The following is a 19,794-nucleotide window of genomic DNA, read 5'->3' as shown; positions in this document are numbered from 1 at the left end:
GTTTGAGTATTAAGCTCAGATCCCCCCTAGCCCCCCTTAAGAAGGGGGGGACAAGAGTCTTCTCAAAGTCCCCCTTCTTAAGGGTAAGAGAGAGGGGTTATCTACAGACTCTAAACTAAGGACAAGAGTCTTCTCAAAGTCCCCCTTCTTAAGGGGGATTTAGGGGGATCTAGACTTAGCTAAATGCGAGATTTATCAATGGTTTCAGTCTTAAGTTGTCACCAATGGGCTGGAGCCTGGGAACGAGCAATCGCCTACTTCCTAGGCTTTGCGCTAGAGTTATAATATTAAAATCAATTTAAAAAGTGCGATTTATTTTGTTATCATCATCCCAAAAACTTACACTCAAGGATAACTATGCTGCACAATCTTCAGCAATCTCACGAACAAGAAATACAGACGATTACTCAAGTTTTGGGAAAAATCACCAACCGCACGGCGGATCAGATTAAACCATTACTAGATGCGATGCTCAAACAGCTAATAGAACCTCAACAACGTCCATTTTATGAAACAGCTACCCCAACAGAATGGTCAATAGCATTTCAAGAATGGGTTGACAGTCATCGTACCCTAAATCTCCCCACTCTTTCAGATGAAGGTATTAGCAGAGAGAGCATTTATGGAGACAGAGGTTAAATGCCGTTTCTCGTAGATACAAACATACTGCTGCGTAGCATTGATACAGCACACCCAATGAATCCTGATGCCGTTAATGCCGTGATTACTCTGCGCGATCGCGGGGAACAACTTTATATCGTACCCCAAAATTTGATCGAGTTTTGGAACGTTTGCACGCGCCCGATCCAGAGAAATGGATTAGGGCGTACTGCAACAGAAGCCGAGGCAGAAATTAATCGCTTAAAACAGCTTTTTCCTCTGTTGTTGGATACCGAAGCAATTTATCAAGAATGGGAGCGACTGGTGATAACGTATAAGGTTATACCAATTTTTTATGAGGCTGCATAGAATCTGATCCCCCCTAACCCCCCTTAATAAGGGGGGGACAAGATTCTTCTCAAAGTCCCCCTTCTTAAGGGGGATTTAGGGGGATCGAGATATGTGCAACTTCACATTAAATTGGTATTATAGGTGTTAACGTTCATGATGCGCGGCTAGTTGCTGCTATGCTAGTTCATGGTTTAACCCATATCCTAACTTTTAACATTGCTGATTTCGCTCGTTATTCACAAATTACGGCTGTTAATCCTCCAACTGTAAAACCTTGATTAATTGGGAATTTAACATAAATTATACTCCGAGCAAAGAACAGGCAAGATGCCTGTTCCACAAAAAGCTAATTAGATTGTGGGGAGTAGGAGTTAAGCATCTTGCCCGCCCTTAGATTTTACGGGGTGTTAGCAAAATTAGCTGTTTTGATAAGATCGATCGCACTTCATCCAATCCCATCTCCACATCCGCCAAAATCTCTCCCACAGTTTTGGTATTGCAACCTTGCAAAAACTCAAATTCAGCACTTGACAAATTGACCAATTGGTAATTGCAATCAAACACTTGCTGGCTCGGCCAACCGTGCATACAACCACTCAACTCTGGAATTGCCGCCAAAAGTGCCTTATCGTCCGACCAATCAATTTTATTAACAGGCTTTTTGCCCAAGAAAAACTCGTAATGAGTGATTTCCGTATCCAACAATTCAATTAATCGATAAAGCTCTCTTTCCGTCAAACCCTGAGCTCTTGCTATCAATTCCGGCGCTTTCCCCAAAAGTCTTTCTAACTGCCAATATCCCGGATTTGAGAAACCAATAAATTCCAATCCCGAAGCGTCGATTAACTCGAACAAAGTCTCAATATTGTAGTCAATTTCCTGCGGGTGAACGTACATATCAGCAAAACATTCGTCTCGCTGATTTTCTCCTGCCCAACGCTGTTTTTCGTACTTGACAAGACGGTTGTTTTCTGGTAATGAAGCAAAGATTTGACGACCGACTTTCACACCATCGGGATAGTCACCTTTTTGCGGGCCTTGGAGAAGGGCGATCGCCCTTTGCATCAGTTGAATTTCCCAGCGTCCGAGCTCAGCATACACAAAAATGTGCATCAAACCGCCCTCCGCCAACTTCGCCGCCAGCGCTTGAATGCCCCGGATCGGATCGGGTAAGTGGTGCAGCACGCCCACGCAGTTGATCAAATCAAACTCGCCCTCTAACTCAGCCGCATCGTACAGGCTGAGGTGGCGGAAATCAGCTTCCCGCGCTCCCGATCGCCGACAGCGTTCTTGTGCTACCTTCAAAGCACCGGCACTCAGGTCGATCGCCGTCACCGAAGCTTCAGGATTGAGGTGAATCAGATAATCGGTGCTCGAACCAGTGCCGCAGCCAGCATCTAAAATCCGAATATCGAGTTTTGGCGGCTTTTGGCCGGTGCAAAAATTGTAAGCATCAGGCCAACTCCAGCGCCAGTTGTATCCTGGCGGCGGTTCATCGGACAAAGGATCGGGCGGAAAAGGGAAAGTATCGTAAAGCCGCCGCACGGCAGCACTGATATCAGGCGTAGTATCCATAGGTGAGGTAATTGTGCGTGAGTTTGGAGATTGGTTGTCAGTAGCTACGGACGAACAGCGCGACGCGATGCACTTCTATTGCTTCCTTACTGGCAACCAAAGTGGCGTCTCGCCAAGTTGGGAAGCCTAAGAGAGAGGGATCGGGCGATCGACTAACCCCTGGTAGCCAAGCCCTGACAGCTTCTGCGTAATAAAACTTATCATTTTTTCTCATATAAGCTCTCTTAAATCTATACAATAAATCTCGACAGGCTTTTTAACAAACAAGGACTGTCAATAACCCACCGCTGACCTGTCGGGTAAAGCGGAGGCGTCTTTCAAGAGAGCAAGAGGCCCCGAAACAGGCAGAAGAAAATTTTTGATTTTCTTTTCCTTTAATTCAAGGCACTGGCTGCGATCGCCCAAAGGCAACTCTCCTGCCGAGTCTTTTTTTCCACGGGTATGCCGGCGGAGTGCAGCGGAGGGAGTACCCCGTGCCTGCCTTCGGATCGGACATTTCCCCGCAGGCAGAAAGATGAAACCAAAACATTTTAATCTAAGAAAGTAAGCGCGCCCGAACCTCGTGACAGGTAAAGGCAAAAAGTAAACAAAGCAAAAATACCTACTTTGACCTGCATCAGAAGGCAAGGTTAGTCTGGTTAAATGCTGCAACTATTTGGATAGGGAGCTAAGGAGTCTAATGACTGTAAAAGCAAGTGGTGGAAGCTCGGTTGCGCGTCCGCAACTATATCAAACTGTACCGGTCGCAACAATTTCGCAAGCAGAACAGCAAGACCGCTTCCTACAGCGGGGCGAACTCAGCGAACTGGCAAGTTATTTCAGTTCCGGGGCTCTTCGGATCGAGATCTCTGCGACGCTGACCCAAAACTCGGAACTGATAGTATCCCGCGCAGCCAACCGGATTTTTACCGGCGGTTCCCCGCTGGCATTTTTGGAAAGACCACAAGAACCTGCGATGGCTGTAGCAGGCGCGGCTCGCGGCGGCTCGGCGAATGTCTCTGAAGGCATGAAACTGGGAAATGTCACCTACGTAGAAAGCCGCGCTGGTGGCAACGGCGGTGGCGGCGGTGGTTTCTTGGGGCTAGGAAATCTATTTTCTGGCAACGGTGGCGGCTACAGCGGCCCAATCCCAGCAGGATTTCAGCCGATCAATGTCTCGCGCTACGGCCCGGGCAACATGACCAAATCTCTGCGCGACTTGAGCTGGTTTTTGCGCTACATCACCTACGCGATCGTCGCGGGCGACCCGAACATTATTTCGGTGAACGTGCGCGGATTGCGGGAAATCATCGAAAATGCTTGCTCTTCGGCGGCCACAATTGTGGCAATGCAGGAAATGAAGGCAGCATCTTTGGGCTATTTCAGAAACAATGCAGAGGCAAGTGCGATCGTCGGACAGTATTTCGACGTAGCAATTACCGAATTCAAAGCTCCCACACCTTCAGACAAGGTGCGGCAGCGCGAAAGCAACGACCAGCAAGGCTTGCAACTGCCTCAAATCTACTTCAACGCAGCCGAGCGGCGATCGAAATTCGTCATGAAAACCGGTCTGTCATCGGCAGAAAAGATAGAAGTAATCAAAGCCGCTTATCGCCAAGTATTCGAGCGCGACATTAGCCGCGCATACAGCCAAAGCATTTCTGACTTGGAATCCAAGGTCAAAAATGGCGAAATCTCGATGAAAGAGTTTATTCGCCGCCTTGGTAAATCTCCTCTGTACCGTCAGCAATTCTACGAGCCGTTTGTCAACAGCCGCGCTGTAGAATTAGCCGCTCGTCACTTCCTAGGTCGCGGTTTGAGCTCGCGGGAGGAATTTAGCAAGTATTTTGCGATCGTCAGCAAAGGCGGCCTGCCAGCCCTCGTAGACGCGATGGTCTATTCCCAGGAATATTCCGATTACTTCGGCGAAGAAACAGTGCCTTACCTACGCGGTTTGGGCCAAGAAGCTCAGGAGTGTCGCAACTGGGGCCCGCAAATTGATTTGTTCAATTTCAGCGCTCCGTTCCGCAAGGTTCCTCAGTTCATCACCTTGTTTGCCGGCTACAACCAGCCTCTGCCAGACCAGCACGTTTACGGTGTTGGTAATGACCCCTTAGAAATTCAGTTCGGCGCGATTTTCCCCAAAGAAACTCGCAACCCCAAGAGCCGTCCGGCTCCCTTCGGCAAAGACACTCGCCGTATCCTGATCCGTCAAGGTGCGGGGATTGACAATCAGTTGAGCAATCCGGCGGCTCGCGGTGCTGCTCCTGGTTCTCTGGGCCCCAAGGTCTTTAAATTAGACCAGTTACCGAGCAACTATGTTGCTTCCAAGAAAACGGCCCGCGGTGTCTCTAGCAGCTACAGCAATGCTTCCAGTGTCAAATATACCGAAAGTTCCACCCAAGCGGTGATTCGGGCAGCTTACCTGCAAGTGTTCGGTCGCGACGTGTTCGACGGCCAGCGCCAAAAGGTAGCGGAAATTAAGCTGGAAAACGGCGAGATTCCGATGCGCGAGTTTATTCGGATGTTGGCGAAGTCGGACGTGTTCCGCAATATGTACTGGAGCAAGCTCTACGTTTGTAAGGCGATCGAGTACATTCACCGCCGACTCCTGGGACGCCCTACCTATGGCCGTCAGGAAATGAACGCTTACTTTGACATTTGCGCCAAGAAGGGTTTCTACGCGCTGGTCGATAGCATCATGGACAGCACGGAGTACAACGAAGCTTTCGGGGAAGATACAGTGCCCTACGAGCGCTATGTGACTCCCGGTGGTTTGTCGATGCGGACGATGCGATCGGGTTCCGTCGCTGAGCAAAATGTCCAAGCTCAGACGCCCGAAACTCCTCGGTTTATCGAACTCGGCACTGCGCTCGATCGGGGCGATTTCGAGTTACAAAATAGCCTCGCTCAAGGTGTCAGCAAGCGGCGTGAACAAACTAAGGTGTTCAAGCTGACGACTACTTCGGACAAAGTAGCTTTGAAAACTTTAATTCAAGCTACTTACCGTCAAATTTTTGAGCGCGACATCAACCCGTATGTTGTGAAGAATGAATTCACGGCGCTGGAAAGCAAACTGGGCAACAATGAAATCAATCTCAAGGAGTTCATTGAGGCTTTGGGCTGCTCGTCGCTGTACATCAAACAGTTCTACGCACCTTATCCGAATACTAAGGTGATTGAGTTGGGAACCAAGCACTTCTTGGGCCGCGCTCCCCGCAATCAAGCGGAGATTCGGACGTACAACCAAATCTTGGCAAGTAAAGGGATTAAGGGCTTTATCAACGCGATGTTGAACAGCGTTGAATATGCCGAGGCGTTTGGCGAGGATACTGTTCCTTACCGTCGCTTCCCGACTCTGCCTGCTGCGAATTTCCCGAATACTGAAAGGCTGTACAATCTACTCACTAAGCAGAATGATGAGTTGGTGGTTCCAAGCTTTGAGCCAGTAGCTGCTACTGACAGAAGCTAGATTGATTTGAGGTTTGAGATATTAAATTAACATTAATTTAACATCTCAAATTAATTGAAGGGCTGGTGTAATTGCCAGCCTTTTTTTTGTATAATTGGGGTATTTTTAACCGCAGATAAAGAGGATATAAAAGTCTTATTTTAGTTGGGATAAAGACTTTTTTAAATAACCGCAGAGGACGCAAAAATCTCAGAGTTAGGGAAGAGAGAGTGTGCTAAGAAAGCCATTTTCTACTAAAATAAGAGATTTAGTAAGGAGAAATATAGGAAGAAACCTGGTTTCTGAAGAAAGCGTGGGGAAGTCTTAGTTTCATTAAACTGGTACGATTCTAGCATCCGTTTTGGGGCAAGATCCAATCTGCCGAATCGGTGCAGCTAACAGTGTTAAATCTGCCACGGGATTGGCTGAAGCAATTAGATTTTAGGTTTGAGATTTGAGCCTATGTTGACTTGATAACCGCATCGGGCCGGATGCAAGTTCCCGCCCTTTATATATTCGGTTAACCGTACTCAAATACCCACTTTGACGCGAGAACATTACCGCCCACTCTTCGTCGTTGATTTCATTCAATATACAAAATTGTGGCACAGACAGAGCGATTGCTTAGTTATCGGGTATTAGTGATTTCCCTTCATTCTGTGTAGGCAAAAATTAGGTATAATTGGTGAGTGCGTATGATGATAAAAGTTTAAAAAAAGAATAGCCCGGGAGGGAAGAACTCAACCCTGAGAGTGATGAGTCATTACCATCTAAAATCTACAATCTCAAATTTAAAATCTAAAATTTTATGAGCTAAATCAAGATATTGACCGCAAAATAAAACAGCAGAATAAACGGGCCACTTGTGCTGATTATTACCATAGCAAAACGAATAAGGTATTAGGGCATAATGTTGTGAAAGATGGAACAGGGTATGGAACTAAATTTACAGAAATTTTATAGCGCCTGCAATCCCAGCTACACCCTGGCAGTAGCAAATCAACAAGACCGACAATACTATATCGATTTCTCTTCAGTGCGGGGCGGCACAATCGTAGAACAATTGGAGCGCACCATCAGCCGTCTGTCCCCCGATGCACCTACCTGTCAATTATTCACCGGTCACATCGGCTCTGGTAAATCAACAGAATTGCTGCGGCTGCAAGCTCAATTGCAGCAACAAGGATTTCATGTTGTTTATTTTGAGTCGAGTAAAGACTTAGACATGGCAGATGTAGATATCACTGACATTTTGTTGAGCGTTGCTCGTCAGGTGAGCGAAAGCATCGAGAAAATGAAAATTAAGCTGCAACCGACGGGTTTTAAAGCTTTGCTCAAAGGGATTGCTGATGTTTTTCAAACTCAAATAGACTTGAGCGCGGAAGCTAATGTTCCGGGTTTTGGGGAAATAAATGCCAGCACGGAGGGAGAATTTTCTCTGGCGTTGGGAATTGGCAAAATTACTGCTAAGGCGAAAGATGCTCCGAATCTGCGATCGGAGTTGAGGCAATATTTGGAGCCGCGAACTAACGTAATTTTAGATGCGCTGAATAAGGAGTTGCTGGAGCCGGCTAATCAAGAACTCAAACGCCAAGGGAAACAAGGACTTGTAGTAATTATCGACAATCTCGATCGCATACACCTGTGCGCGAAACCGACGGGGCGGCTACAGCCGGAATACCTGTTTGTCGATCGCGGCGAACAGTTGGCAAGACTAAATTGCCACGTCGTGTATACAATTCCCTTGGTGCTGATTTTCTCTAACGATTTGGGCCAGTTGACCAATCGATTTGGGGTAGATCCGAAGGTTTTGCCGATGGTGCCGGTGCAGTTGAGCGACGGTTCTGAGTGCTCTGAGGGTGTGGAATTGCTGCGACAGATGGTTCTGGCGCGGGCCTTTCCAACGGTGCATCCTTCGCAGCGCTATGCTTTGGTAGGCAAAGTGTTCGACTCTGCGGAAACTCTCGATCGCCTGTGTCGAGTCAGCGGCGGTCATGTCCGCAATTTGCTGCAACTGCTGTATAGCTGTCTGCAGAAACAAGACCCTCCTCTGTCGCGGGAAACTTTGGAAAATGTGATCGTCCAGCGCCGCCACCAGCTTACTTTGGCGATCGAACCCGATGAGTGGAAATTGCTGCGCCAAGTATCCGCTACCAAAACTGTGAACGGGGAAACTAAATACCAAATATTGCTGCGGAGTCTCTGGGTGTTTGAATACCGTTACGGCGAGGATTATTGGTTTGATGTCAATCCGATTTTGGCTGACGCCAAAGAGTTTCGGCAAACTGTTGATGGTTGATGGTTGACAGTTGACAGTTGACGGTTGAGAGTTGACAGTTGACAGTTGATGGTTGATGGTTGATGGTTGAGAGTTATCTCCGCCGAATCATAAACAGTCAACAGTCAACTAACAAAAATGATTAAAGGCACTACTAAACTGTTGGGAGTAATTGGTCATCCCGTCGAACATTCTCTGTCGCCGGCGATGCACAATGCTGCTATTTCGCACTTGGGAGTCGATTTTGTTTACTTGCCCTTTCCGGTAAAACCAGGGGATTTAAAAGCTGCTCTTGCAGGATTTGCGGCGATCGGCGTTCGGGGATTTAGCATCACGATTCCGCACAAACAAGCAATCTTACCACTGCTGTCGGAAGTTTCCCCGATCGCCCGAGCGATCGGCGCAGTCAATACCGTATACCTGACTGACAAAGGTTGGTGTGGCACAAATACTGACGTTGAAGGCTTTCTCGCGCCGCTGCAAACCCCCCCAACCCCCCTTTACCAAGGGGGGGCTAAAGACGCGACCTCTCCCTTAGAAAGGGGCAATACGGCTGTTGAATCCTGTCCCCCCCCTTACCAAGGGGGGGCTAGGGGGGGTTCCGATTGGAGTCAGAAAGTAGCAGTAATTTTGGGCAATGGCGGGGCGGCGAGAGCTGTTGTGGCTGGATGCGCTCAATTGGGATGTGCAGAGATTCACGTTGTCGGTCGTAGCGAACAAAATTTAGCGGAATTTCAGCAGAGTTGGGTGGATTCTCCGATGCCCGTGCAGAATTTGCAGGTGCATACTTGGGATAATTTGTCAATGTTAATCTCGCAGGCAGATTTGCTGGTGAACACGACGCCTGTGGGGATGTATCCGCAGGGGGAAAAATCGCCTGTTGCGGATAGTGCGCTCGATCGAATTTCAGCAGGTGCGATCGTCTATGATTTAATTTACACCCCTAATCCTACCCAATTTCTCAAAGATGCGAAGATTCGGGGAGCGCGAGCTATTGACGGACTCGAAATGCTAGTTCAACAAGGAGCAGCCGCCTTAAAAATTTGGCTGGATAAAGAATCCGTCCCAGTCGATGTGATGCGCCAAGCCTTGCGACAGCATTTAGGTCTAGACTAATGCCATTTCTTCAAAAAGTAGCTGTAGTTTTCAGAATTCCTATAAGTAAGAATTTGAGGCTGAATTCGCGCTAAGCTGAGAATTAAAATATACTTTCCCCGCCATTTATGAAATTTCGAGCTATCAGCCTTTTTTTTGCTACTTGCCTAATCGGAATTTTTAGTTTGGTATACACTCCACCTGCTTGGGCTCTGACGCAGATTAAACTTTCCGACCTTTCTTATCGCGAATGTCCTGCCGAAATGGGAGAAGGAACAGTCACCAGTGGCAGTTCTATGGAAGCTACCTGCTTTTTGATTACTGGGAAAGCTGAAAATAGCACCGGCAAACCAGTTGTCAATGCCGATATTTTCGGCCGCATTTATGATGCCGACGACAATCCGGTGATGCAAAATCGCACTCGCTTGGGTTCTATAGAAGAAGTTCCTCCCGGAGTTAGCGATTTTCAGCTCAGAATTTCGGTTGCCGCCAATCAGAGAACACCTTTGAAGCTCAAACAATTTAAAGCTACAGGTTTTACTGGCGTGGTTCGCCGCTAACAAAACTCTTTGAGATTTTAGATTGCTGAGAAAGAGATTTTGGGTTGGCTGCCCGTGAAAGTGCGATGCTGTTTTAGATTTGAGATTTTCGATTTGAGATTGTTGAGTGGCTGGCAATTTCTCATTTCTCATGTACGATGAACTCCCCAGCTTTTCAACCGGGGAGTCCATCTAAAAATCTCAAATCTAAAATTTAGTTGCCGGCTGCTAGGTCTGCCAAAGAATTTACGCTCGATGCTTAAAAACTTAAGCTTTTCCAACTACAAGGATGTTTGCAAGCTGGTCAAAAGACCGATCAAGAATTCCGAGCCGAACTGAAGTACAAAAAATGCAATCAGTGGCGAAAAGTCAATCCCTCCTAAGGGGGGGATAATCGATCGGAATAGATTCAGGTAAGGGTCTGTTAACTGACTCAAAATTGAAAAGGGGGGGTCGTACCAATTGATATTCGGGAACCAGCTTAATAGCACGCGACAAATCATTAGGGCTACATAGATTTGCAGAAATGTGGACAGCGTGGTTGCCAAAAGGCCTATGGAATAACTCATATATTCTCGTTGAAGTTTGAGTAAAGTTTACAGACACTTTAACTTAAAGTTTAGCATAGGTGGGGGAGAGGGGGAGCATCACGCTGTTTGCGGGCGGGCTAGAAGAGCAACTGCCCACAATAAAAATCACTGTTTGCTTCACAGACTCGAAAGGTCTGTGAAGCGAGAATGGTGCAAGATGTGAGTAGCCCGCATTGATGTGCCCGACTAATCTAAAATCTTAAATGGAGTTATGAGTCTTGAGCGATCGATCCCTCGCTGCCCGGAGCCGGCGTGTTGCCGTTTACGTCTCCGAGTTGCAGCCGCACGTCATCTATTGCCTGATTTAGCTGGGCAATTTTATCTTCTAAACTCAGTCTTGCTACCTCCATCCCGTCGGCTTCGAGTTGGCTGGCTTTCCTCTGGCGGATTTTTCTGGTTTTTGCGTCTGAAGGTTCACTCAGCAAAGCTTCAGCAGCGCGCCGCGACAGCACCGCGCCCAAAACTGCACCCACCAAGCCGCCAACGGCAGCTCCGGCAATAAATCCCCCTGTAAAACCCTCTCGATTACTCATAGCTCAACTCAACTGCGCGATATTTCCTTAATTTGTTTATTTTGACACTCTCCCGGTGAGAAACCGGGAGATTGTTAGTTGTCAGGTGTTGCACAATTTGAGAATGATTATGGTGGCGTGTCCCGCCTGCTGTGAAAATACACGCCTTCGGGATCAGGGGCCCATCCCCCAAAACAATCAAAATCATCCCGCAATTATGCAACACCGTCAGGTAAGGCGAGAATTCCGACTTCAGAGTTAAAGCGGATCATTTCCAAAGATCGATCGCCATAAAGATCTTCAATGTGTTCCAAGCAGCACTCGATCGCGAAATCGTTCAATTCAGTCGGCTCAACGCCGTACATTTCCTGAAACACCTCTGAGTCTACCCGACAAAAGCGCGGTCGATCGGCGTAAATTCCGCATTCTCTGGTGGTTTTGTCAAAATTTATACACCAACCGTCATCTCCGACTAAGCTCAAATAGACCGCTAATTCGTCTTCAGATAAATACTCGTCTAAGTCTGGGCGCTCTGTTGGGTCGAGGTAACAACAAGCACCGCACTGCTTTACGCAACGCCAAGTAGCCATAGTTTGATTTTAGATTTTAGATTTTAGATTTTAGATTTTAGATTCGGAGCATTATGTGGAAAATGCCAAACTTTAGGAAATTGGGGCTCTTAAAGTATATCAATTGCCAGCGCCGGAGACGGATATCCCGAAAGGGGGTTCGATTTGAGATTTGAGATTGGAGATTGGGGGGAGTTTCCGGGAAGGGGCATCAAGTCCCTGGTTTGCTGTCACTGAGAGGTCGATCGTAGTTTACATTTTGTTGAATTTTGTAAAGTTCCTTAAAAAATATGGTCGATCGCCCGGTAAAATCAGAAGCGGATTTTCTAATTCAACAATCTAGACTTAATCACTACAGTCAGGAGGACACATGGACTTTATAACCGATCTTTTCAGTGGTATGGGTGGTGTAGACTACCAACTCATTGTTCAGGTAGCTTTACTCGCAGCCGTCGTGCTTTCGGGCCCGATCGTGATTTTTCTCTTGGCAGCTAAAGGCGGCGACCTGTAATTATAGCACGCTCCGGGGCGATCGAGAGTTGGGAGTTTTGAGTTTTAAATGATGCAAAATTCACAAGGCTCGATCGCCAATTTTCGATGCTGCACCTGCTTTGTTATCAAATACCGAGTTATCAAATACCGAGGGCGTGTTTAGCAGTTTGAATCAAATTCTCAAAAAAAGGTAGAGATACATCGACTTCTCTAGCATCTTTGCGGGAGTTACCTAACAAACCGATGTTTTGTCCGGGTGCAACAGCCAAAACTTGCCCTTGAGAGTTGCGAATTCTCAATTCCTCGATCGAGCCTGCAGGAGATAGACTGCAAGAATAAGTGCGATCGCAATAATCAAACTCCACTTTTCCGAACTTCGGTGGCCTGGAAGTAGCAGTATTTGCCGGTAGCCGAACGCCCAACAATTCTAATTCAACCGATGTCTTGCCATTAAAACTATTTTCCCGCAATCGGTAAGCAATATCAACCCGCCGAGGCAAAGGAAAATATTCCCCCCAACGCCAAGCAATCGCCTTCACACTAGCCGATACATTTCCATCTTGAGTTGCAGTTAGTTTAACGTGGCCTCCTTTACCCACAATTTTCTGTTCTGTTATGCAAACATTAGGCGTCCAAAATACAGGAGCCTTATTTTCAATCCCGCAAGGTTCCAGAGCATCAATTTGTCGGTAAAGGTCAAGATTAATCTCAGCCAAATCTGCCTGCACATCTACTGAAACCAGAGGTTTTAGATGTTCCGGCTGCAAACATTGATTGGCAAAAATTGACAGTTGATTGCGGAATTCTTCGAGATTATCAGCCGGCATCGAAAAACCGCCCGCCGCTTTGTGTCCGCCAAATTTAGTTAATAAATCCGCGCAAAAATTCAGCCCGTCAAATACATTAAACTCAGGAATTCCCCTCGCCGAACCCCTGATAATTTTATGGGCAACCGCCCCTACAGGCTCATCCTCAAAAGTACCAATAAACACAGGTACGCCGTAGCGTTCCACTAACCGAGAAGCCACAATCCCGATCACCCCGTGGTGCCAACCGGGTTGCACGACAACTAAAACTCGTTCTTGCTGCAAGTCGAGATCACTTTCCTCGCACCAAGCGATGGCTTCCTGCTCAATTTCCTGGCACAGCTCCTGCCGGCGCTGATTAATTTGTTCGCACTGCATCGCGTTTTTGAGAGCCAATTCGCGATCGTCAGTAGTGAGCAACTCTATCACAATTTGAGGGTCTGCCAGCCGCCCCACAGCATTAATCCGGGGGCCAAGCCTAAAACCAATATCTTCAGGCTTTAACGTATTGCTAGCTTGGCTTTTTGAATTCAGAAGAGGTAAACTTTCCGCACTTCCCGGCTGCACTCCAGCCACCTGAATCAAAGCCTGAATACCCGCCAATTGCGAGTGAGGCAACAGCCGCAAGCCACGCTTCACCCAGCGCCGATTAACTCCAGTCAAAGGTGCTAAATCCGCAATAGTTCCTAAAGTAAATAACTCCAGCAAGGGATTCACCAACCCGCCCACTTTCTGCATATCCTGAGCCAAAGTAATAGCCAAAATATAAGCAACACCTACGCCTGCCAAACCGCGATAAGGTGAAGATTCCGCAATTAATTTCGGGTTGAGAATAGCATCAGCCGGCGGCAGTTTGGGCGGCAAATCGTGGTGGTCTGTAATAATAACTTTGACACCGAGTTCTCGCGCTCTGGCAACCGGGCCGTAAGCTGCAATTCCGTTGTCAACCGTGAGAATGAGAGCGACACCTTCCGAGTGAAATTCTTCTACAATGCGATCGTTAATCCCATAACCTTCTCGCATCCGGCTGGGAATAGCATAATCCACATTCGCCCCCAGCAGCCTCAGAGCGCGTAACAACAAAGCCGTGCTCGTCATCCCGTCAGCATCGTAGTCACCGCAAATCGCAATTTTTTGCGCTCCCGAAATCGCCTCCCGCAACAATTTGACACTCGCCGCCAAATCGGGAAACTCATCGGTTGGCGCGGGCAAAACCAGAGATTCCGGTTCGATAAACCCTTGCACTTCTTTCAGAGAATCGATGCCCCGGTTAATCAGTACCTGTGCCAGCAAGGGCGACAAACCGATTTCAGTGGCAAACTGTTCGGCTTGCTGTGTTTGAGGCGAATAAATTTGCCACCGTTGGTTTGGCAATCGGTGAAAATGCGGGGGTACAGATGTCGGTAGCTCTTGCACGGAAGCTGAGGTTTAAATATACATAGTTAATCTTACCTAATTAAGTGCATCCATCCATCAATTTTAGATTTTAGATTTTAGATTGATGAGTTTTTTGGGTAAAATCCAAAGGTTGTTTGTAGGAAAGCTTTTTTCGGAAGCTCTCACCGCACCCAAATAGGGATACAAGCCCCTGACAGCAGTCGTGGAGACCAAAAAATTTTAGACCAAAGTTCAAACGCCTCAGATTTATCTGTGGAGTCAATCTAAAATCTCGAATCTCAAATCGACTGGTGGGAGCCGAAGAAATAAGTGTAGCAGGCAGTTGTGCCGCCCGTGCTAGGACGGGGCTAATTTAATTTAATGAGGAGACTTGCATGAGTGTCGATCGACCACCTTGGTTTAAAATTGCATTACAGGTTCGGGGGTCTGTCATTCCCTCAATTTTGCCCCGCGTTTTGCTGTGTGGCGGCTTTGGAGTTCTTATTTCCCTGCTGCACTTTTTAAAGTGGCCGGTTTCCTTACCAATTTTGTCTAGTATTGTACCCAGTATTGTCCTGGGTCTACTGTTGGTTTTTCGGACAAATACAGCCTACGAAAGATTTTGGGACGGTCGAAAAATGTGGGGAACTTTAGTCAACAACGTCCGCAATTTGGCGCGCCAAATCTGGGTAGCAATCGAGGAAAAAGACCTGCAGGATATCGTAATCAAAAAGTCAGTCCTGCGCCTCTTACCTGCCTTTGCAGTAGCCCTGAAACTGCACTTGCGCCAAGAATTAGTAAATTCAGAATTGGAGCATTTGATGTCCCCATCGCAGTACCAAAAGCTCAAGTCGATGAACAATCCGCCCCTAGAGATTGCCTTTTGGATTGAGGATTACTTGCACGAACAGTACGAGGGCAATTGCGTTGATGTCTATCAGCTAACTGGTATGAAGGAGTTAATCAACTCTATGATAGATGTATTAGGTGGCTGCGAGCGAATTTTAAAGACCCCTATCCCTTTGGCTTACGCGATTCACTTGAAACAACTATTGTTGCTTTACTGTTTGGCACTGCCCTTTCAAATGGTAAACGATGTGAGTTGGGGAACTGGCCCTGTTGTGGCTTTAATTAGTTTTACTTTGTTCGGGATTGAAGAAATCGGCATTGAAATAGAAAATCCCTTTGGACACGATGCCAATGATTTGCCTTTAGACAATATTTGTGCTGCCATGCAGCGCAATATCGACGATTTAATTTCTTTATCTCCTAGCGTTCACGAACACGTGAAAGATAAGTAGAGTCATTCGATTTTAGATTTTAGATTTTAGATTTTAGATTGTACATAAAATCTAAAATCTAAAAGCTTCGGATTAATTTTTTTTAACAATAAACAGCATTAACCCAGCCCATACTAACAATACAGGCGTCAGCCAATCTCCCCACCGCACGTACAAAGTCCGAGTTCGCCGCCGATAAATAGTAACATCTCGGACTTCATAAGTATTAATTCCCGACTTCCAAATTGTCTCACCGTGAGGATTAACAAAAGCAGAGTAACCTGTATTAGTTGCGATAACTGCCCATCTATCCGTCTCAATTGCCCGCATCACATCTAAAGCGTGATGTTGAGCTAACATCGGCGGTTTGTAATGGGCATTATTGGAAGCGCTAATCATAAATTCGCCTCCCATCGCCGCCTGATATCGGAAGATTTCAGCAAAGGCTGAATCGTAACAAATTCCGACAATGGCGCGGCCAAACGGCGTATCAAACAATTGTTTAGAATTACCGGGTACTAAATGAGCATCTAAGGGAGAAAGACGATTAATAATCCCGCCTAAGATTTCGTAAAAAGGGATATATTCGCCTAAAGGTACGAGCTTTAGTTTATCGTAGCGGCCGACAATTTCTCCAGTGCCATCGATCGCCAATAAGCTGTTAGTGATACTATTATCTTGCTGTCCGAATCCTCCCACCCAAGCCACAACGCCGCGTTCGAGAATAGCTTGGTAAAAAGAAAGAGTAGAACGCTGATACTCGTTTGTCCAGATAAAAGGCAAAGCTGTCTCTGGAATTAACACAGCATCGACTTTTCTGTCTGCTAACTGTTTGTATCCAGTGGTGTAACCTTCCAAAGCGCGCTGCCAACCCCCTGAATCAAACTTAATGTCGTTAGGAATGTTGCCTTGAATAATGCCAATTTTTAAAGCGGTTGCAGCTTCTTGATTCAAAGGGCGGTTGTATAAACTCCATCCTGCAATATGCAAAACTAAACACAAACTCGCAGGCAAAATATAAGCAATCCAATTCTTCCTTCTTCCTTCTTCCTTCTTCCTTCTTCCTTCAATAAAAGCTTCGGCGATTAAGCCATTTACTGCTACAATAGCGGCTGTTACTGCGCTGGGCCCGGAGAGTTGACCGAGGTGCAATATTGCTAAATTGTGGGGGCTTTGCGTGTAAGATAGTGATGTCCACCACAGCGATCCTGTACTCCAAATACTTTCTAAGGCACACCACAAAGCTGTGCCAATTAAAACGCGAGTTAATGCTGAAAATTGAGCTTTACCCCCCCCAGCCCCCCCTTGTAAAGGGGGGGAGTTAAGAATAATAAGATCGGAGCTACCCCCCCCAGCCCCCCCTTCTAAAGGGGGGGAGTTAAGAAGAACAATAGGATTTTTGCCTGGTAAAGTGAGGGAGTTGAGAATTACAAATAGCCACGCCCAAACGGTGACTAAGGCGGCTCCCCAGAGGGTGATGAAGGCCCAGCAAAAAAGTGCGATCGCCAAACTCGGCCACCAAGGAACTCCCAACCAAGTCATCGGGTGAATTCCCATAATCCAAGATAAAGCTAATCCGTGATAGCCAATTCCCCAGAGTGAAGGAAGAAGGAAGTTCGGCAACGGATTCTGTAACGGATGTAACGGATGGATGTTGAGGAAAGAAGGAAGAAAGAGAAATTTTTGTTTTTGTTGTTCTATTTTTGGCTTTTGATAAGTGACAACCAAAACCCACAGGGGAGCTAATGCTACCCAAGCCAATAGCCAAGCATTTACTGGTGCGGTTGTCAATGCCATCAAAATGCCGCTGAAAAGTGCGATCGCCCAGGCTAATGTTTTTGATTTATGAACCACGAGTTTTTCAAATTTGTGCCTGTTAAATATCGCCACTTTGATGATTGCCAAAAATAATAATTCTTAATCAATATATCAGATCGATCGCGAAGTTCGGCAAAGCGCAGTGTATGGGATTTAACGGATCTAACGAATTTAACAGAAGGAAATCTCTCAAATTCTAGTTGCCAAAACAAAAAGCGCCCCTATTACTAGGAGCGCTTTTTGTTAATCAAAAGCTAAATTTAGCCGTTGATGGAAGGAGCAACCATTGCTACGGGAGTTGTTTCACCAGCAGCCAAGTCGAGAGGGAAGTTGTGAGCGTTGCGCTCGTGCATTACTTCCATACCCAGGTTAGCGCGGTTTATCACATCAGCCCAAGTGTTGATGACGCGACCTTGCGAGTCGATAATCGATTGGTTGAAGTTGAAACCGTTCAAGTTGAAGGCCATCGTGGAAATACCCAAAGCGGTAAACCAGATACCGACAACTGGCCATGCACCTAACAAGAAGTGCAAAGAACGGCTGTTGTTAAAGCTCGCGTATTGGAAGATTAACCGACCGAAGTAGCCGTGGGCTGCCACGATGTTGTAGGTTTCTTCTTCTTGACCGAATTTGTAACCGTAGTTCAAAGATTCAGTTTCGGTTGTTTCGCGAACCAAAGAAGATGTTACCAATGAACCGTGCATGGCGGAGAACAGAGCACCGCCGAAGACACCAGCTACTCCCAACATATGGAAGGGGTGCATCAGGATGTTGTGCTCAGCTTGGAACACGATCATGAAGTTGAATGTGCCGGAGATACCCAAGGGCATACCGTCAGAAAAGCTGCCTTGTCCGATCGGGTAAATCAAGAATACTGCGGTGGCTGCTGCAACTGGTGCAGAGTAAGCGACGCAGATCCAAGGACGCATACCTAAGCGGTAGGACAGTTCCCATTCACGACCCATGTAGCAGAAAATGCCAATCAGGAAGTGAAATACTACCAATTGGTAGGGGCCGCCGTTGTACAACCACTCATCCAGAGAAGCTGCTTCCCAGATGGGATAGAAGTGAAGCCCGATCGCATTCGATGAAGGAACAACAGCACCAGTAATGATGTTGTTGCCGTACATCAAGGAACCAGCAACTGGTTCGCGGATGCCGTCGATGTCTACTGGAGGAGCAGCGATGAAGGCGATGATGTAGCAGATGGTGGCGCTGAGCAAGGTAGGAATCATCAAGACGCCGAACCAACCGATGTAAATCCGGTTTTCCGTGCTAGTTACCCACTCGCAGAACCGTTCCCAAACGTTGCCGCTTTCGCGACGCTGTACGGTTGTTGTCATTTGGTTTATGATGGCTTAATTGAATTTTCAAGGTTCGTTGTGGGGATGCCCCACGCTTATATTAGTAACACCATTCACTAAAGTTTGCCAAGGGATTACTGGTGACCATTTAAAAATTTTACAAACATTTACAAAAATTGGATTCTTGGTAAATATTTATAGTTTTTTACAAATTAATATTACCCACCTAACAGGTTAAATATAGCGACCTGAAGAACTGAATCTATTGGCAGTAGATGGGTTCACCAGTTTGAGCAAATTATTTTTGTTCAGGTCGATTCTCTTTCTATCTAAATATCTGTTAATTAGGTCTTGAAGAGATAATTTTTAATATTTATTAACATATAACTGGTGGCTCTTGCGAGGAGAAATTTTTATCGGGAGAATACTGAAAAGCTGGTTTTTAGTGCGATCGGGCTGCATTTTCAATAATCTCCAATCAACGGGGTGTATTGACGAAAAAAGAAACCCGGTTTCTGAAGCGCTTGGCAATAGAAATCAACTGGGTTTCTGAGGATGAGTCCGCAAGTTCGGCGTAAAAATTAGGCTTTAGCCTGGGGGCCAGTTCATCTGCCGACCGCCGAGAATGTGAAGGTGCATGTGGTCTACAGTTTGGCCGCCGTCGCTCCCGCTATTAATGACGACGCGATAGCCGTTGCTAAGTCCGAGTTGTTGTGCTACCCGCTTGACAGTCAGCAGCAGGTGTCCCATGAGAGCATGATCTTCCGACTCGGCATCGGCTAATTTGGCAATAGGCTGTTTGGGAATGACGAGAATGTGGACGGGTGCTTGCGGATGGATATCTCGGAACGCGAGGGCCAAGTCGTCTTCATAAACGATGTCTGCGGGAATCTCTTTGCGGATGATTTTGCTGAAAAGCGTTTCTTGAGTTGTCATGGGTGTTAATGAACGAAGGAAGAAGGAAGAAGGAAGAAGGAAGAAGGCGGAAGTGGGAAGGCGGAAGTGGGAAGACGGAAGACTCAAGGGGGAAGCGGATGAGGGAAGAGGGAAGACTCAGCAGGAGAGAGGGAAGAGGAGAAAAAGAAGAGGCAAGGAAAAGTTTTTCTTGCCTCTCCCGATATTCATTAGTCATTGTTAATCATAATAGATGATGAATCAAGGACAGGCAAATTAAGGAT

The 19,794-nt window shown here is 46.7% G+C and carries 18 protein-coding genes; 9 read left to right on the top strand and 9 right to left on the bottom strand.

Translation table 11 applies throughout. The annotated features are described in order from the left end of the window. The first annotated feature begins 357 nt into the window (after positions 1-357). Positions 358-639 carry a hypothetical protein gene (locus QUA90_RS07170; protein WP_333444625.1) on the top strand — a complete coding sequence of 94 codons (282 nt, stop codon included), beginning with the start codon at positions 358-360 and terminating at the stop codon, positions 637-639. Then, entirely contained in the window at positions 640-969 is a 330-nt protein-coding gene (locus QUA90_RS07165) for a PIN domain nuclease (RefSeq protein ID WP_333444623.1), read from the top strand. Positions 970-1,341: 372 nt separating this feature from the next. Here QUA90_RS07165 and QUA90_RS07160 read toward each other — a convergent pair whose 3' ends face one another. Next, entirely contained in the window at positions 1,342-2,526 is a 1,185-nt protein-coding gene (locus QUA90_RS07160) for a class I SAM-dependent methyltransferase (RefSeq protein ID WP_333444621.1), read from the bottom strand. A gap of 37 nt (positions 2,527-2,563) precedes the next feature. After that, positions 2,564-2,740, bottom strand: a complete 177-nt coding sequence (locus QUA90_RS07155; RefSeq protein WP_333318896.1) for a hypothetical protein — start codon at positions 2,738-2,740, stop codon at positions 2,564-2,566. 465 nt (positions 2,741-3,205) lie between these two features. Here QUA90_RS07155 and QUA90_RS07150 point away from each other — a divergent pair, with 465 nt between their 5' ends. From QUA90_RS07150 to QUA90_RS07135, 4 genes are all read left to right on the top strand, one after another. Next, positions 3,206-5,977, top strand: a complete 2,772-nt coding sequence (locus tag QUA90_RS07150; protein WP_333444619.1) for a phycobilisome rod-core linker polypeptide — start codon at positions 3,206-3,208, stop codon at positions 5,975-5,977. Positions 5,978-6,890: 913 nt separating this feature from the next. Then, positions 6,891-8,255 (top strand): P-loop NTPase fold protein, encoded by a 1,365-nt coding sequence (locus QUA90_RS07145; RefSeq protein WP_333444617.1) that lies wholly within the window; start codon positions 6,891-6,893, stop codon positions 8,253-8,255. Between the two features lie 117 nt (positions 8,256-8,372). Next, the gene (locus QUA90_RS07140; RefSeq protein WP_333444615.1) at positions 8,373-9,350 is read left to right on the top strand and encodes a shikimate dehydrogenase; all 978 of its coding nucleotides are present in this window, start codon (positions 8,373-8,375) and stop codon (positions 9,348-9,350) included. Between the two features lie 107 nt (positions 9,351-9,457). Continuing rightward, complete coding sequence (locus QUA90_RS07135) at positions 9,458-9,889, top strand: hypothetical protein (protein ID WP_333083661.1); 432 nt, start codon at positions 9,458-9,460, stop codon at positions 9,887-9,889. Between the two features lie 260 nt (positions 9,890-10,149). Here QUA90_RS07135 and QUA90_RS07130 read toward each other — a convergent pair whose 3' ends face one another. From QUA90_RS07130 to QUA90_RS07120, 3 genes are all read right to left on the bottom strand, one after another. Next, positions 10,150-10,437, bottom strand: coding sequence for a YggT family protein (locus QUA90_RS07130; RefSeq protein WP_333083660.1), 288 nt, complete (start codon positions 10,435-10,437; stop codon positions 10,150-10,152). Positions 10,438-10,667: 230 nt separating this feature from the next. Further along, positions 10,668-10,991 (bottom strand): hypothetical protein, encoded by a 324-nt coding sequence (locus QUA90_RS07125; protein ID WP_333211073.1) that lies wholly within the window; start codon positions 10,989-10,991, stop codon positions 10,668-10,670. Between the two features lie 194 nt (positions 10,992-11,185). After that, positions 11,186-11,560 (bottom strand): YkgJ family cysteine cluster protein, encoded by a 375-nt coding sequence (locus QUA90_RS07120; protein WP_333211071.1) that lies wholly within the window; start codon positions 11,558-11,560, stop codon positions 11,186-11,188. 349 nt (positions 11,561-11,909) lie between these two features. Here QUA90_RS07120 and psb30 point away from each other — a divergent pair, with 349 nt between their 5' ends. Next, positions 11,910-12,050: a photosystem II reaction center protein Ycf12/Psb30 gene (gene psb30 / locus QUA90_RS07115; RefSeq protein WP_333054512.1), complete on the top strand. Its 141-nt coding sequence runs from the start codon at positions 11,910-11,912 to the stop codon at positions 12,048-12,050. Positions 12,051-12,171: 121 nt separating this feature from the next. On the opposite strand, the gene recJ is transcribed toward psb30, so the two are convergent. Then, positions 12,172-14,253, bottom strand: coding sequence for a single-stranded-DNA-specific exonuclease RecJ (gene recJ / locus QUA90_RS07110; protein WP_333444613.1), 2,082 nt, complete (start codon positions 14,251-14,253; stop codon positions 12,172-12,174). 356 nt (positions 14,254-14,609) lie between these two features. On the opposite strand from recJ, the gene QUA90_RS07105 reads away from it, so the two are divergent. Continuing rightward, the gene (locus QUA90_RS07105; protein WP_333383654.1) at positions 14,610-15,515 is read left to right on the top strand and encodes a bestrophin family ion channel; all 906 of its coding nucleotides are present in this window, start codon (positions 14,610-14,612) and stop codon (positions 15,513-15,515) included. 72 nt (positions 15,516-15,587) lie between these two features. Here QUA90_RS07105 and lnt read toward each other — a convergent pair whose 3' ends face one another. The 3 genes from lnt to QUA90_RS07090 form a co-directional block, all read right to left on the bottom strand. Continuing rightward, positions 15,588-17,384: an apolipoprotein N-acyltransferase gene (gene lnt / locus QUA90_RS07100; RefSeq protein ID WP_333444724.1), complete on the bottom strand. Its 1,797-nt coding sequence runs from the start codon at positions 17,382-17,384 to the stop codon at positions 15,588-15,590. 188 nt (positions 17,385-17,572) lie between these two features. Beyond that, positions 17,573-18,655, bottom strand: a complete 1,083-nt coding sequence (psbA, locus tag QUA90_RS07095; RefSeq protein WP_333246561.1) for a photosystem II q(b) protein — start codon at positions 18,653-18,655, stop codon at positions 17,573-17,575. 549 nt (positions 18,656-19,204) lie between these two features. Beyond that, positions 19,205-19,552, bottom strand: a complete 348-nt coding sequence (locus QUA90_RS07090) for a histidine triad nucleotide-binding protein (RefSeq protein WP_333246562.1) — start codon at positions 19,550-19,552, stop codon at positions 19,205-19,207. Between QUA90_RS07090 and QUA90_RS07085 the strand changes: the two genes are divergently transcribed. Continuing rightward, positions 19,551-19,754, top strand: a complete 204-nt coding sequence (locus QUA90_RS07085) for a hypothetical protein (protein WP_333444610.1) — start codon at positions 19,551-19,553, stop codon at positions 19,752-19,754. The genes QUA90_RS07090 and QUA90_RS07085 overlap by 2 nt on opposite strands. The last annotated feature ends 40 nt before the right edge of the window (positions 19,755-19,794 follow it).

This window comes from Microcoleus sp. D3_18_C4 (genome assembly GCF_036702355.1).
Lineage (GTDB): Bacteria > Cyanobacteriota > Cyanobacteriia > Cyanobacteriales > Microcoleaceae > Microcoleus.
Note: the sequence above shows the minus strand (reverse complement) of the source record. Positions and strands in the feature narration are given on the sequence as shown.